Genomic DNA, 13,430 nt, shown 5'->3' with positions numbered 1-13,430 from the left:
TTCTTTTGAAAAGTTCCTTCGCAGAAAATATTCGCCATTATGGTTTCAAGCGCCTGCTGCTTGCGGTTTCGGGCGGGTTAGATTCTATTTGCTTGGCGCATTATTTTATTGAGAACAAAGAGGCTTTGGGTATTGAATGGCTCGGCATTGCACATGTGCATCACGGGCTGCGCGAAGGCACTGCCGACAGGGATGCTGCATTTGTCGAGGAATTTGCGAAGTCGCACAATATTCCGTTTTTCTTGAAAAAGTTGGATGGCGAAGCGCTCAAGGCAATGGACGGCTCGCTCGAAGAAAACGCGAGGGATGCAAGGTACAAGGCGCTGGTCGAAATAGCGATGAGCAGTGAGCTATCAGCAGTGAGCAATGAGGAAAAGGAGATCCCCGCCTCCGCGGGGATGACAGAAAAGAATGTCGAACCTCGTGCCCCGAGCCTCGAGCCTCGTACCTCCATCGTCACGGCTCACCATGCTGGAGACCAGGCAGAGACGATGTTCATGCGCCTCCGCCGCGGCACAACCCTTGCGGGACTAAGGGGAATTCAGGAAATCCGCGTTTTAGGCAATAGCCAGGGCGTTGCGGGGCTGACGTCTGAAGCCCCGCTAGAGGGGGTGATGGAAGACCGTGCAACGGGCTGCAATCAGGGGGATACTTCCCCCCTCATCATCAATCATCCATCATCAATTATCAATCATCAATCAAAATTCATCTACCGTCCTTTCCTTTCCGTTACCCGCGAAGACCTCCTCGCCTACGCCCGCGAGCACAACCTCACCTGGTGCGAAGACGAAAGCAATGCCGACGTAAATTTTGCACGCAACAAGGTGCGGCACGAATCGCTGCCCCAGCTGGAGAAATCCTGCCCCGGCGCGACAGCACAGCTTTGCCGCATCGCAAGCCTTGCCGACCGTGCCTACAAGAAAGTCCTGGACGCTGCGGACAAGCTATACGCCCCCGCCATCGTCCCGCCCGACACCTGGCCATTCGAAGCCTCTTGCGCCAAATACGGCAAGGTCCTCGCACTCGATGCCGGTGCACTCGCCTCCATCCCGCCTTACCCGGAACTTCTGAGGCTGTGGCTGGACTCCCGGGGATTCCGCTTCCCCGTCGACACGTTTGCCAAGCCCAATCCCATCTACACGGGCAATTCCCAGACGATGCGCACGCTCTCGTTCCGCACGCGCTTTATCGAGAAATGTCGCCATATCGTCTGGATTTACGATTCAAACACAATCTTAGCGCCGTCAAATTTGTATTTTTCCAACGAAAAACAAAGATTTTCCGGAATCTCCGGGCAATGGCGTCACCCGCAACAAGGCGACATCCTTAGCCCGATGGATATGAAAATCTCCCCCCGCAAACTTGCCGAATGGTTGCAAGAGAAAGGCATTCCCCGCTGGGAACGCGACTCGCTCCAGGTGTTTGCGCAGGGAACAAGGGTTTTATTCGTATCCGGAATCCGAACAGAGAATTTGAAAAGAAAAGGATTGAAATGAGCCAGATGCAGGGAAAGCCCACCTCCCCCTTCAAGAACAGGAACTTCATCGTCCTGATTATTATGATTTTGCTCCTCTTCGTCATGTTCCCGCTCGCAACGAACGACAACAACGAAGAAATGACGCGCACGGAATTCCTCGCCATGATGGGCGACTCCACCAAGGTCATTACCGAGCTCTCATTGCAAAGGACTCCCGACGGTGTGATTGTCGAGGGCACCCGCATGATGAGCGACAAGGAAATCGCCGAGGCCAAGCAGCAACAGAGCGCCATCGCCCGCTTTACCAAGGCCGGCAGCGAGGTTTCGAATAAGAAGCATTTCAAGACCCACATGCTCGATGTCACAAACGAGATGGCATCGGCATGGGAAACCTACAAGGGCGTCAAAGTCAAGGTCATCCACGAATCGACCACATGGATTGACACTCTGATTGCATTCCTCCCGGTCCTCCTCCTCATCGCATTCTTCTGGATCATGACGAGCAGGCAGATGGGCGGCGGCGGCAAGAACCCGTTCAGTTTCGGCAAGAGCCAAGTGAAGCAGTTGAACAACAACAAGAAAAAGACCATGTTCAGCGATGTCGCTGGCTGCGACGAGGCCAAGCAGGACCTGCAGGAACTCGTAGAATTTTTGAAAGATCCGAAAAAGTACGACGAACTCGGTGGACGCATTCCGAAGGGTGCGCTGCTTGTCGGCCCTCCGGGTACCGGCAAGACGTTGCTTGCCCGTGCAGTCGCAGGCGAAGCCGGCGTGCCGTTCTTCAGCATGTCGGGTTCGGACTTTGTGGAAATGTTCGTAGGCGTAGGCGCAAGCCGCGTGCGCGACTTGTTCGAGACCGGCAAGAGGAACGCGCCCTGCATTTTGTTCATCGACGAAATTGACGCCGTGGGTCGCCAGCGTGGCGCAGGCCTCGGTGGCGGGCACGACGAACGCGAACAGACGCTCAATCAGTTGCTCGTGGAAATGGACGGTTTCGCTGCAAACGAAGGCGTCATCCTGATTGCTGCCACCAACCGCCCCGACGTGCTCGACAAGGCTTTGCTGCGTCCGGGACGTTTCGACAGGCAAATCGTGGTCGGGCTGCCCGACCTGAAGGGCCGCGAAGAGATTTTGAAAGTTCACCTGAAAAAGAGAAAGGTTCCGCTGGACAAGGACGTAGACGTTTCGGCCATCGCGAAGGGAACGCCGGGGCTTGCCGGCGCCGACCTCGAAAACCTGGTGAACGAAGCAGCCCTCCTCGCCGCACGCTTCAACAACAAGAAGGTGACGATGCTCGACTTCGAGGAAGCACGCGACAAACTCAGCATGGGCGCCGAACGCCGCACCCTCCTGATGACCGACGAGGAAAAGCGCCACACGGCCTACCACGAAGCGGGCCACGCCCTCATGACGCTTTTGTGCAAGCACAGCGACCCGCTCCACAAGATTACAATTATCCCGCGCGGCCGCGCCCTCGGCGTGACCATGAGTCTGCCCGAACGCGACCAGGTAAGCTACAGCCGCGAATACGCCGAAGAACGCATCATGATCATGATGTCCGGCCGTCTCGCCGAACTCATCTTCTTCAACCACCAGAGCACGGGGGCCAGCAACGACATCCAGCGCGCCACCGAACTCGCCCGCAAGATGGTCACGGAATGGGGATTCGACGACAACATCGGCCCGGTATGCTACAGCCGTAACGACGGAGAAATCTTCCTCGGCCGCGAGATCAGCAAGCCCAAGGAAATGTCCGAAAAGATGGCCGAGATGATCGACGACGCCATCAACAGCCTCATCAAGCGTATGGACCAGGCCGCACGCAAGCTCCTCGAAGAGAACAAGGACAAGCTCATCGACCTCGCCGAAGCGCTGTTCGAATTCGAAGTGCTCGACCGCGAAGAAATCGACAAGGTCATGGCGGGCGAAAAGCTCACCGGCACCAAGAAGAGCCGCCAGTACCAGGCCATGGAGGAACTCGCCGAGAAGAAAAAGCGCGAGGAAACTCCCCCGCCTGATCCGGGAAAGCAGCCGCCCGTGGCCCCCGTAGCCGACGCGCCCGTAAGCGAAGTGCAGCCCAAGCCTGCGGCCGGGAACGAGACCGCCACCAATTCCGTCAACAATACCCAGAACTAATAAGTTTTTTCGCCCCCCCTATGCTATTTCCTGTTCTTGACAAGTCACGCGCCATTGCTTGGCAGATTGGAAACGAAGTGCTCCCCTGCCGCCCGTCCCCGCTTATCATGGGGATTGTCAACGTCACGCCCGACAGCTTTTTTGACGGAGGCAAGCACAACACGCCGGACGCCGCTTACGAGCATGCGGTTTCCCTTTTGCAGCAAGGCGCAGACATTCTCGACATCGGCGGCGAGAGCAGCCGCCCGGGAAGCGAGCCTGTCAGCGAACAGGAAGAACTGGACCGCGTCTGCCCCGTCGTCGAGGCACTCGCACAGCTTTCGAACATTTCCGAAGACCTGGACAATCCGGGGAACCGCAAGTTCTACATTTCCGTCGACACGGTGAAAGCCAAGGTCGCCCGCGAATGCATGCGGCTCGGCGCGCATATCATCAACGACATCAGCGCCTGCACCATGGACCCCGACATGCCCGCCGCCGTCGCCGACACGGGAGCCTCCGTCGTGCTGAACCACATGCGCGGGAGCTTCGGCAAGATGCAGCAGGACTTCAAGCCCTACAACAATGTGGTGCAGGAAGTCCGCGAAGAACTGCTCGTCCAAGCCGAAAAGCTGATGGCGCTGGGCGTGAAAAAAGAAAAAATCTGCCTCGATCCGGGCATTGGATTCGGGAAAACGGTTCAGGACAACATTGACCTGATGAAATCCGTAGAAAATTTTCTCGATGATGGCTATCCTGTACTGGTCGGCACATCTCGAAAATCTTATATTGGTAAAATGAGTGGCCTCGAAAAGAGCGACCGTCTGATCCCGACCGTCACGGCGGGAATCGTCGCCGCCCTGGGCGGAGCGAGCATCATACGTGTGCACGACGTACTCGAGGCCAAGGAGTCCATGCTCTACCTGGAGGCGCTGCAAAGCGATGGTTCTATTTAAACTGTTCGACATCATCGACGTTCGCATGGCGGATATCCTGGATATCCTCCTTATTACCATCATTTTGTATTACGTATTCCTCCTGTTCCGCGGGACACGCGCCGTACAGATGATTTTCGGCGGTCTCCTGCTCATCCTCGCATGGCTTTTGGCTCAGTGGTGGGAACTCAACACCTTGGTATGGTTGCTGAGTAACCTTGCGACCATGGGTATCGTCGCGGTCGTCATCCTGTTCCAGCCCGAAATCCGAAGCGCCCTCACGCGAATCGGCCAGTCCGTGAGCCAAGCGAACCTCCGCAGCATCTTTTTCCACAGCAGCGGCCTTGACGGCGTGACCGAAGCCATCTGCAGTGCAGTCCAAGATTTGGCCAAGAACAAGTTCGGCGCCCTGATCGTCCTTGAAAAGCGAGTCGGCCTCCGCAACTACGAAGAGACCGGTGAAATCCTCAACGCAAAAATCAGCTCCAGACTGTTGCGCTCGCTATTCTTCCCCAATTCCGCCTTGCACGACGGTGCAGTCATCTTGAACAGCGAATGTATCGTCGCAGCCGGATGTATCCTCCCCATGCCCACAGGCAACGCCGAAGGCGATGCCGGTTACGGTATGCGCCACCGCGCAGCGAAGGCTCTTGCCGCAGAATGCGACGCCATTGTCATCGTCGTATCCGAGGAAACCGGTGGCATTTCCATCGCCTACCGCAACACGCTGCGCCGCAAGCTATCCATCAAGGAAGTGGAAGCCGAAATCAAGCGTCACTGGAAAGACTTGTTCGACGCCAACAAGATTTCCAACCTCGAAGACAACTAAACATTTAACATGGAACCCGTATTGTGAAGAACGAAGAGCATTCCGACATTAACGAACAGCAGAAAAAAAGCCGCAAGAAGAAGAACCTTGTCATTCTCGCATTGATGTTCCTTTTGCTGCTCTGCCTTTTTATTGTGCAATGCCACCTGGAAAAGATGAAGCAGGACGCGCTGCGCAGGCAGCAAGAGACCGAGGAAGAAGCGCGCCAGAAGTTCATTTTGGACAGCCTCCGCGCTCTGGAAATGTATAACGACAGCGTGCTCAACGCCAAGCGCATCGCCGACAGCATCGCCCAGGCCGAAGCGGCCCGTATCGCGGACAGCATCCGCATCGCCGACTCCCTCGCTGCGCTCAAGGGAAATACCAACTGGGACAGCCTGCGCCATGTGCGCGACAGCCTCAAGCACATCCAGGACTCTCTCGCCGCTCTTGAAAAGGCTCGCGCCGATAGCCTCGCCCGTATAGCCGACTCGCTTGCCGCCCTCGAAAAAGCCCGTCAGGACTCCCTCGAGAAAAAACGCATCCAGGACAGCATCCGCGCCGCCGACCAGATTCCACCGAACGCAGAAATCGTACCGCCCGCCGGCAGGTACTACGACCCCATCAAGCTGAAGGTCAAGTGCGACGAAATCAAGTGCAAGACATACCTCTCCGTCGGTGACACGCTGCACCCCGTCGATGCAAGCAAGGCCGTGGACTACAACAAGACTGGCAGCGTATTTTTCCAGGCCGAGGACTCTGTCGGCAACCGCACCAAGTGGGAAGAAGCCAAGTACGACATGGCCTCGGACAACTTCTGCGGCAAGAACGCCTACCCCGTGCCCGTCGGTGGTAAGACCGTCTGCGTAGACGCCTACGAATACCCGAACGTCGCCGACGAGAACCCGAAGGACATGGTCAGCCGCGAAGAAGCCGCCGCCCTCTGCGAAAAAGAAGGCAAACACCTCTGCTCGCTGGAAGAATGGCAAGCTGCCTGCCGCGGTAAAGACAAGACGCGCTATTCCTACGGCGACGCCTACAAGCCGAGCAAGTGTAACACCAACACGAACGCAGCCAAGCGCAGCGGTCGCAAGGAACAGTGCCGCAGCTGGTGGGGCATGTACGACATGAACGGCAACCTCTGGGAATGGACGTCCACCACGCACAAGCAGCACCCGGACAAGTACCTGGTGGCCGGCGGTGCATGGAATACGAATAACGGAAGCCACTGCGGCGAAAGCAAGTTCAGCTTCTACCCGCAGAACCAGTACCCGAGTGTCGGGTTCCGTTGCTGTAAGTAAGTAGGAAGTAGACAGTAGGAAGTAGACTGTAGGAAGTGGTTGGTGGTTAAGCTTTGTCATTGCGAGGGGCAAAGCCCCGAAGCAATCTCTGCCATTCATCTAAAAGGTATGAGGTCGGGGCTAAAGCCCCTTTGAAGTGTGAGGTTTCTATACCCACTGCTCACCGCTCACGGCTCTATCAGTTCCACATGCAGGTGTTCTTTCGCGCCGCGCTCCCACAACACCCTGAATCGCGGTCCGAGTCGCTCCGTACACGATTCCACGATTTGCTTCCTGAGTTTCATGGGAACATCGACTATGCGGAAATCTATGGCCGCATTGAAATAATGCTTTGAATTTCGCGCGTGGTAAGGGTAATCGTTCCCACTGGTGATAACTGGCGTATAGTCATCCCCCACCACGACATGGTAGACATGAATGACCTTGAGCCCAGCAGAATCCATGGCCGGCAGCAAACTTTCCAGATAAACCCCCGGCTTTTGCCGAGTCCGTTGAATGAGCAAATTATGAACGCGTTTGCCGTTAATCGGCTTCATCTGCAAATGCCGGTAATATTCCTCCGGGCTCCATGTCGCCAGCGGGTCCTCCGGTGGTTCAAATTTCGGGATAGGCCGATCGTTTGTCTTGACTAGCCAGTAAGCGCCCAAAAGTAAAAAAATCACCAAAATCGGAGCAATTAGATAAACATATCGCATTTTCACAATCAAAAATACTATTTTATTAGCATGAAACAGAAAATCCTTATTATCGCTCTTCTTCTTTTGTCCGTCATGTTCTTCGCCTGCAGCAAGGAAACCCCGAATTTCATCGGTTACTGGCAGGGTGAAGCCAACATGGTATTCGAAGTCCTCACCGAAAACGGCATGGACTACATCATTCGCAACGTGAATGGCGACCTGAACGCCACAATCGTAGACGACACGCTCCGCGGCAAGAACTCCCTTGACATGGAATACAAGATGGCCGTCAAGGGCGACTCCGCATACTACACGTTCAGCGGCATCGTCACCGGTTACGCCCGCATCTCCAAGCAGAAGTACGACGAAATTCTCGCCGGCCAGCAGGGCGCTTCTAACGAATAAGCAAATACGCTTTTAAAAGGCTCCGGGCCAACCCCGGGCCTTTTTTTGGTATCCAGAAATTATTAGGGATTTTCGTTCAAGATTTCAAGAACGAGTTTTTCAACCATAGCTTCGCTCGGAGCTCCGCTCCACACGCGCTTGATATAGCCATTCCCGTCCAGTAACATCAGCGTCGGCACAGCACTGATCCCGTACCTCCGCCACAGGCTCTGGTCGGCATCGCGGTAAAGCGGATAAGGGGACGCATGCTGCGTATTGTAGAACTGGTTCAGCACGCTCACCGATTCGTTTGCGACACCAATAACCTCGAGCCCCTTCGACGAATATTTGTTGTAAACACTCGCAAGCACCGGAAGCGTCTTGCGGCACGGGCCACACCAGGTCGCCCAGAAATCGAGCAACGTCGCCTTGGGCTTGGCCAACCGTTTGTCCCCGTTCTGGTAGAAGTTCTTGCCGAACTCGGCAATCTTGCTACCGATAGCCGAACCTGTCAGGCTGCTGATGTCATCGGGCCTCTCGGTGAGTTTCGCATCTTTCTTGATCCGTTTGCCCCCATGAATATACTCGACAGACATCTTCTGCCCAGCCTTGCCCTTAGAAACAATGTCCTGCAATTGGGCTACCGATTCCAGTTTTTTCCCTTCGATACCAATAATCGTATCCCCAGCAGCAAGGCCAATCGAAAAGCAACCCGAATTCGGATGCACACCAACCACAGCAAGCGCAAGATGATTTTCGTACTGGGCCTTCTTAAACGTAACACCGAGCCAAGGAGCAGCAAATCCGGCACTCGAAAATGCAAGTGCCACAAGAGAAACTTTGAACAAACTATTCATTTTATAAAGTCCTAGAAGAAATATATCGAGAAGTCAAAATACGCCACGAAATTAGCACTTCTCGTCATCAGTTCAGCATCCTTCTCCGGAATCGGTTCCCCGAAGATATAGGTCAAACGGAATGCGAGACGGCAAAGGAAATCCGCCTTGTCAAAAAAAAGCATGTCACGGCCATACCCTACAGAAGCACGAGGCGGATAGTAATACTCGTCATAACTTTCAAAGGCAAGCACCGACGCCCCCAGCAAAATGAAGTCGTCATGGTGAGACGTCATCAGGTCCCCCGTGAAGAAGAACCTCCAGTCAATGCCCGCCTCGTAAAGCGGTTGCGTAACAATGGAACCGGCAAAGACATCAATGGAATGATTCTTGTGGAGCCTGTATTCCGCAGCAAGCGAGCCCCCAAAGCCAAAAGTATTCAAGTAAAAAGCTGGAGAAAAGGTCGCGCCAAAACGCCACGTGGGCAGTTCGGGTGCCGAAGCCACCGCCTTCGCCGTAGGGTCATCTAGAAAATACGACGCAAAGCTGGAGCCCGCGAGCAACACGAGGATTAAAATTATTTTATTTGTAAATTTCATTTCTTTGGATTACGGTCGTCAAATTCGGCAATGGAACAGTAGCCTTCGGAAAGCAAGGCATCTTCGAGTTCAAGGCGCATCGCATGTGCAGCCATCCAGCGGAACGCAACCACGGAATAGCACTGGACTGCATCAACGCCCATCTTGAGCAGGTCAAAAATCTTGTAACCGCTATCGATGCCGCCACAAGCGATCACGCTCATCTGCGGATAGTGCTCGCGGATAAACTTCACGTTCCAGACCATGTTCTCGTAAAGAGGACGGCCCGAAAGCCCGCCACAATCGCCATCGGCACGCAACGGATGCAAGTCCTCGCGCTTTGTCTGGGTCCCAAGTTCGCTGATCTTCGCCGTCGGGTAAGTGTTGCCGATAACGACACCGTTCACCCCAGTACGCACGAGCATGTCCATAATCGCCATCAAGTGGCGTTCCGACATGTCCGGGCTCAGCTTGGCATACACGGCCTTGCGCAGCCCTTGGCCATTGCGGAACTTCATGATTTCCCCGAACAACTTCTCGGAGAAGCTCATGTCCAAGTCCACGCGGTTTTCACCGGTATTGGGGCAGCTGACGTTAATTTCTATATAATCACCCGCCTTGTAGGCAATGGAGAAACTTTCGAGGATGTCCTTGAGCTTTTCCTGCTCGTCGGTAATGCCCGGAGTCTCTGCGACAGAAATACCCACGCTGAGCCCCACTTTGTGCGCCGCCACCAGTTGGGAATCGACCCGCTTGGCAACAACATCAACCCCTTCGTTATTGAGGCCCATGCTGTTGTAAATGGCACGGTCATTTTCCAAAAAACCAATTCTCGGGCGATGCGTGTTGCCTTCGCGGAAATGACGCGTAGCCGTGCCCACCGTAATGCCGCCAAACCCGACGTTCGCATAATCCTTGATGCGATTCGCCGTCTTGTTCGCTCCGGCAGCAAGGATAATCGGAGCACTCATGTAAATGGAATTGCTATGGTCCGCAAACGTCACCACCTTCTTGAGCACCTTGCTCTTGGACGGCCTTCCACCCAAAAACGGGATGAACGGAGCGAGCCGAGCGACATGCTTGAACGAATCGTGCCTGAATTCGGGATATTTATGGAAAATCCTGCGAATCAGAGCCAGCATCTTGTCGCCAGAACGTAAATAATATTCGTGATTGATGCAATCAAAAGCCATAATAAGTAAATTAGATAAAAAAGAGCGAAAAAACCATGAAGAACGCACTAGAAAGAAATATAAACCAATCCATTCCGCGCTACTTGGACCTGCTGAAGGCCCTAGTCAGCATTCCCTCCATCAGTTTTGACAATTTCGACCAAAAACACGTCGAGGATTCTGCGAATGCGGTCAAAAGCCTCTTCGCGAAAGCCGGGTTCCAGAACATCCAATTTTTGCGCCCGCCCAGCGGACGCGCCACCGTCTACGCCGAAAGTTTGACCTCGCCAGACCAGCCGACAGTCCTGCTCTACGCACACCACGACGTGCAGCCCCCCATGCGCACCGAACTCTGGGACACACCCCCCTTCGAAGCAATCGTCAAGGGGGACCGCATTTACGGGCGTGGCACCGCCGACGACAAGGCGGGCATCATTACGCACTTTGCCGCCACGGAACAAGTCCGCAACCTGCTCGGCAACAAAGGACCGAACCTCAAGTTTATCATCGAAGGCGAAGAAGAATCCGGCAGTGCCGGTTTCGCCCAAATCCTTAAGGAAAATGCTGAACTCCTGAAATGCGATGCCGTGATTGTCGCAGACCTCGGCAACTTCGCCAAGGGAACGCCCTCCATCACCACGACGCTCCGCGGCATGAGCGCTATCTCGGTTACGCTCCGCGCCACGAAGGCACCGCTCCATTCCGGTTCGTGGTCAGGTCCCATCCCCGACCCGGGCCAGGCACTCTGCAAGATGATCGCAAGCCTCACGGATGCAAGCGGCAATATTCTCATCCCGCATTTTGAAGACAAACTTGTCAAGCCAACCCAAGAAGAGCTGGAATCTTACAAGAGCCTCGGCATGACCGAAGCGATATTCCGCAACGACGGTGGCGTTTTAAACAACGTTGTCTTACATGTCCCTGAAAGCGAATTGCTGATTTCGCTCTGGCGCAAGCCAAGCCTTGTCGTCACGGCGATGGAAATCGGTTCCCGCAAGAATGCAGGCAACGTACTGCAAGACAGCGCCTACGCACGCATCGGCATTCGCCTCGCGCCGGGCATGGACGCCGAAGAATGCACCGACATGCTCATTGACTTTTTGAAGGAACGCGTCCCGAACGGCATGGAATTCCAGGTCGAACGCGAAGACGGCGCGAACCCCTTCGTCACCGACACCGAACACCCGTTCTTCAAGAAGATGAGCGAAGCCATGGGAGACGCTTACGGAACGCCCACCAAGTTCATCGGCTGCGGAGCGAGCATCCCGGGTGCGGAGCTTTTCCGCAACACGTTCGGCGACATTCCCATTTTGCTCACCGGCCTCGAAGACCCGGAATGCAACGCCCACGGGGAAAATGAAAGCCTTTACCTGCCCGATTTCGAGCACGGAATACTTGCCGAGACTTTATTCTTCGCATCCATCGCCAAGGAGGGAAAATGAGAAAAAGACTGGTCGTACTTACCGGTGCCGGAATCAGCGCCGAATCTGGACTCCGCACATTCCGCGGCAACGACGGCATGTGGGAACACGAAAACATCGAGGACGTCTGCACACCCGATGCACTCCGTCGTGATCCCAAACGAGTCAAGGATTTCTATAACTTCTTGCGCAAGGGCCTGCCCGAGCACCAGCCGAACGCAGCGCACATCGCGCTCGCCAAACTGGAAGAACGCCTGGGCGACAAGTTCCTGCTGATTACCCAGAACGTCGACGACCTCCACGAACGCGGCGGCAGCAAGAACGTATTGCACATGCACGGCGACCTGATGAAACTCCGCTGCACACATGCGGGCCACGAATTCGAATTCCGGGGCGAAGAAACCATGGATACGCGCTGCCCCATTTGCGGGAGCCCTGTGCGTCCCGACATCGTCTTTTTCGGGGAAGTCCCGCTCTACATGGAAGAAATCCAGGATGCCTTGCGGAACTGCGACGAGTTCGCCTACATCGGGACAAGCAGCGTCGTCTACCCAGCGGCAGGCTTCAAGAGCTTCGCCAAGAGCTGCGGCGCAAAAGTCACGTGCCTGAACCTTGAAGTTCCAGAAAACGACCCCTACACCGATGTCGTGATTCAAGGGAAAGCAACAGAAGTCGTCCCCAAATGGGCAGAAGAGTTTGAGTAGTTAAGGATTAGAGGCTAGAATCTAGAGACTAGAGCTGAGCGATTTCTTCCTTGGAAAGGCCGGAATAAGCGGCAATCTTCTCAACAGGGACATTATCGGCGAGCATAGCCTTCGCCATTTCGCGTTTACTTTCGCTGATTTCCTTGGAAATGCGTTCAGACACACGTTCCTCGACCTTCGCGTCTATTTCTTTCGCGAATTCCTCAAAGACGCCGTCGACCATGGCGTTATGGTCCCATTCCTTGTGGTACATTTTTTGATATGCCTCGAATTCTTCCTTACTGAAATTAGATACTTTTGAGCTTTCCGTCAAGCGTTCGAACTTATGCTCGGAAAATTCGGCAGGAAGTTCCTTGAGCCGACTCAAGAAACGGAAGAAAAAGAGCCATTTGCTCAAATCGTCGGATTTCTTATCAATGAAGAACGGAACTTTCGGAAGTTCGACAACCGTATAATTGTAGGTATCGACAAACTGCTCTCCCGTTTCCAAATCTGTAGTTGTTGCACGATGAACAATCCGGTCATCATCGAATACGTTATGCTGTGCAAACGCGATGACGTAGGTCGGCTTTACGTCAAATTTCCACTCTTGGCCGGGCTCCGCCTGGTTTGCCACCAATTCGCTCGCATAGAAAGCGAGGCGCTTGCGAAAATTTCTCAACTTGCGAATCTGCACTTCAATCTCGATCAAATTTCCGGCATCGTCTTCGCAGTGCAAATCAAAAATCGCCGTGCGGGATTCCCTGCTGCCACTCAGGTTTTTCGCCACGTTGCGAGTCCACACGTTCTTGATGGGCCGCTTGAGCTGAGGTTCCAGCAGGTCGTTCAGCAGGTTCACAAGGTTTTCACGGCTTGAAGGTTTATCCGGGTCAAAGGCCTTCTTGAAGGCCAGATCCACCAGCAAGTTTGCAAACGGGCTCCTCTCGCCCGGCTTCACGATACAATCCTTGAGCGGCTTGCGCTTGGCCATTGTACATTCCCCCGTCGATATTGTCGTTCTTAATTTCAAACACGAACAATAT

General features: G+C 54.5%; 13 protein-coding genes. 8 read left to right on the top strand and 5 right to left on the bottom strand.

All coding sequences use genetic code 11. From position 1 onward, the window contains the following. Positions 1 to 5: 5 nt before the first annotated feature. Genes tilS through Q0Y46_RS10175 form a run of 5 tightly spaced genes read left to right on the top strand, consistent with a single transcriptional unit; the run spans position 6 to position 6,636 of the window. Positions 6 to 1,496, top strand: a complete 1,491-nt coding sequence (gene tilS, locus Q0Y46_RS10195) for a tRNA lysidine(34) synthetase TilS (RefSeq protein WP_297947138.1) — start codon at positions 6 to 8, stop codon at positions 1,494 to 1,496. Between the two features lie 5 nt (positions 1,497 to 1,501). Next, the gene (ftsH, locus tag Q0Y46_RS10190; protein ID WP_366522520.1) at positions 1,502 to 3,613 is read left to right on the top strand and encodes an ATP-dependent zinc metalloprotease FtsH; all 2,112 of its coding nucleotides are present in this window, start codon (positions 1,502 to 1,504) and stop codon (positions 3,611 to 3,613) included. Positions 3,614 to 3,633: 20 nt separating this feature from the next. Further along, positions 3,634 to 4,548: a dihydropteroate synthase gene (gene folP / locus Q0Y46_RS10185; RefSeq protein ID WP_295679256.1), complete on the top strand. Its 915-nt coding sequence runs from the start codon at positions 3,634 to 3,636 to the stop codon at positions 4,546 to 4,548. Then, positions 4,535 to 5,356 carry a diadenylate cyclase CdaA gene (gene cdaA, locus Q0Y46_RS10180; protein ID WP_295679254.1) on the top strand — a complete coding sequence of 274 codons (822 nt, stop codon included), beginning with the start codon at positions 4,535 to 4,537 and terminating at the stop codon, positions 5,354 to 5,356. The genes folP and cdaA overlap by 14 nt, the downstream gene beginning before the upstream one ends. Positions 5,357 to 5,379: 23 nt before the next feature. After that, positions 5,380 to 6,636, top strand: a complete 1,257-nt coding sequence (locus tag Q0Y46_RS10175) for an SUMF1/EgtB/PvdO family nonheme iron enzyme (RefSeq protein ID WP_297947135.1) — start codon at positions 5,380 to 5,382, stop codon at positions 6,634 to 6,636. A gap of 167 nt (positions 6,637 to 6,803) precedes the next feature. Here the strand turns inward: Q0Y46_RS10175 and Q0Y46_RS10170 are convergent, their stop codons facing one another. After that, positions 6,804 to 7,337: a hypothetical protein gene (locus Q0Y46_RS10170; protein WP_297947133.1), complete on the bottom strand. Its 534-nt coding sequence runs from the start codon at positions 7,335 to 7,337 to the stop codon at positions 6,804 to 6,806. A 24-nt stretch (positions 7,338 to 7,361) separates the two neighbouring features. Here Q0Y46_RS10170 and Q0Y46_RS10165 point away from each other — a divergent pair, with 24 nt between their 5' ends. After that, positions 7,362 to 7,718: a hypothetical protein gene (locus Q0Y46_RS10165; RefSeq protein WP_295679246.1), complete on the top strand. Its 357-nt coding sequence runs from the start codon at positions 7,362 to 7,364 to the stop codon at positions 7,716 to 7,718. A 62-nt stretch (positions 7,719 to 7,780) separates the two neighbouring features. Here the strand turns inward: Q0Y46_RS10165 and Q0Y46_RS10160 are convergent, their stop codons facing one another. The 3 genes from Q0Y46_RS10160 to Q0Y46_RS10150 are packed head-to-tail and all read right to left on the bottom strand — an operon-like array spanning position 7,781 to position 10,304. Next, positions 7,781 to 8,554: a thioredoxin-like domain-containing protein gene (locus Q0Y46_RS10160; protein WP_295679243.1), complete on the bottom strand. Its 774-nt coding sequence runs from the start codon at positions 8,552 to 8,554 to the stop codon at positions 7,781 to 7,783. 11 nt (positions 8,555 to 8,565) lie between these two features. Further along, complete coding sequence (locus Q0Y46_RS10155; protein WP_297947131.1) at positions 8,566 to 9,132, bottom strand: hypothetical protein; 567 nt, start codon at positions 9,130 to 9,132, stop codon at positions 8,566 to 8,568. After that, the gene (locus Q0Y46_RS10150; protein WP_297947130.1) at positions 9,129 to 10,304 is read right to left on the bottom strand and encodes a dihydroorotate oxidase; all 1,176 of its coding nucleotides are present in this window, start codon (positions 10,302 to 10,304) and stop codon (positions 9,129 to 9,131) included. Before Q0Y46_RS10150 ends, Q0Y46_RS10155 begins: the two co-directional genes overlap by 4 nt. 35 nt (positions 10,305 to 10,339) lie before the next feature. Here Q0Y46_RS10150 and Q0Y46_RS10145 point away from each other — a divergent pair, with 35 nt between their 5' ends. Next, a complete protein-coding gene (locus Q0Y46_RS10145; RefSeq protein WP_297947127.1) occupies positions 10,340 to 11,725 on the top strand; it encodes a M20/M25/M40 family metallo-hydrolase in 1,386 nt (461 codons plus the stop codon). Beyond that, positions 11,722 to 12,408: an NAD-dependent deacylase gene (locus Q0Y46_RS10140; RefSeq protein WP_295679236.1), complete on the top strand. Its 687-nt coding sequence runs from the start codon at positions 11,722 to 11,724 to the stop codon at positions 12,406 to 12,408. The genes Q0Y46_RS10145 and Q0Y46_RS10140 overlap by 4 nt, the downstream gene beginning before the upstream one ends. A gap of 28 nt (positions 12,409 to 12,436) precedes the next feature. Here Q0Y46_RS10140 and Q0Y46_RS10135 read toward each other — a convergent pair whose 3' ends face one another. Beyond that, positions 12,437 to 13,378, bottom strand: coding sequence for an Rpn family recombination-promoting nuclease/putative transposase (locus tag Q0Y46_RS10135; RefSeq protein ID WP_297947125.1), 942 nt, complete (start codon positions 13,376 to 13,378; stop codon positions 12,437 to 12,439). Positions 13,379 to 13,430: the final 52 nt, after the last annotated feature.

This window comes from uncultured Fibrobacter sp. (assembly GCF_947305105.1).
GTDB lineage: Bacteria > Fibrobacterota > Fibrobacteria > Fibrobacterales > Fibrobacteraceae > Fibrobacter.
This window is presented reverse-complemented; position numbering and strand designations above follow the sequence as displayed.

Bases quoted from the DNA above. Each gene is read 5' to 3' on its own strand.
- Q0Y46_RS10160 (WP_295679243.1), bottom strand. From the start codon at position 8,554: ATGAATAGTTTGTTCAAAGTTTCTCTTGTGGCACTTGCATTTTCGAGT.
- ftsH (WP_366522520.1), top strand. From the start codon at position 1,502: ATGCAGGGAAAGCCCACCTCCCCCTTCAAGAACAGGAACTTCATCGTC.
- cdaA (WP_295679254.1), top strand. From the start codon at position 4,535: ATGGTTCTATTTAAACTGTTCGACATCATCGACGTTCGCATGGCGGAT.
- Q0Y46_RS10165 (WP_295679246.1), top strand. From the start codon at position 7,362: ATGAAACAGAAAATCCTTATTATCGCTCTTCTTCTTTTGTCCGTCATG.
- Q0Y46_RS10135 (WP_297947125.1), bottom strand. From the start codon at position 13,378: ATGGCCAAGCGCAAGCCGCTCAAGGATTGTATCGTGAAGCCGGGCGAG.
- Q0Y46_RS10145 (WP_297947127.1), top strand. From the start codon at position 10,340: ATGAAGAACGCACTAGAAAGAAATATAAACCAATCCATTCCGCGCTAC.
- Q0Y46_RS10155 (WP_297947131.1), bottom strand. From the start codon at position 9,132: ATGAAATTTACAAATAAAATAATTTTAATCCTCGTGTTGCTCGCGGGC.
- folP (WP_295679256.1), top strand. From the start codon at position 3,634: ATGCTATTTCCTGTTCTTGACAAGTCACGCGCCATTGCTTGGCAGATT.
- Q0Y46_RS10140 (WP_295679236.1), top strand. From the start codon at position 11,722: ATGAGAAAAAGACTGGTCGTACTTACCGGTGCCGGAATCAGCGCCGAA.
- Q0Y46_RS10150 (WP_297947130.1), bottom strand. From the start codon at position 10,304: ATGGCTTTTGATTGCATCAATCACGAATATTATTTACGTTCTGGCGAC.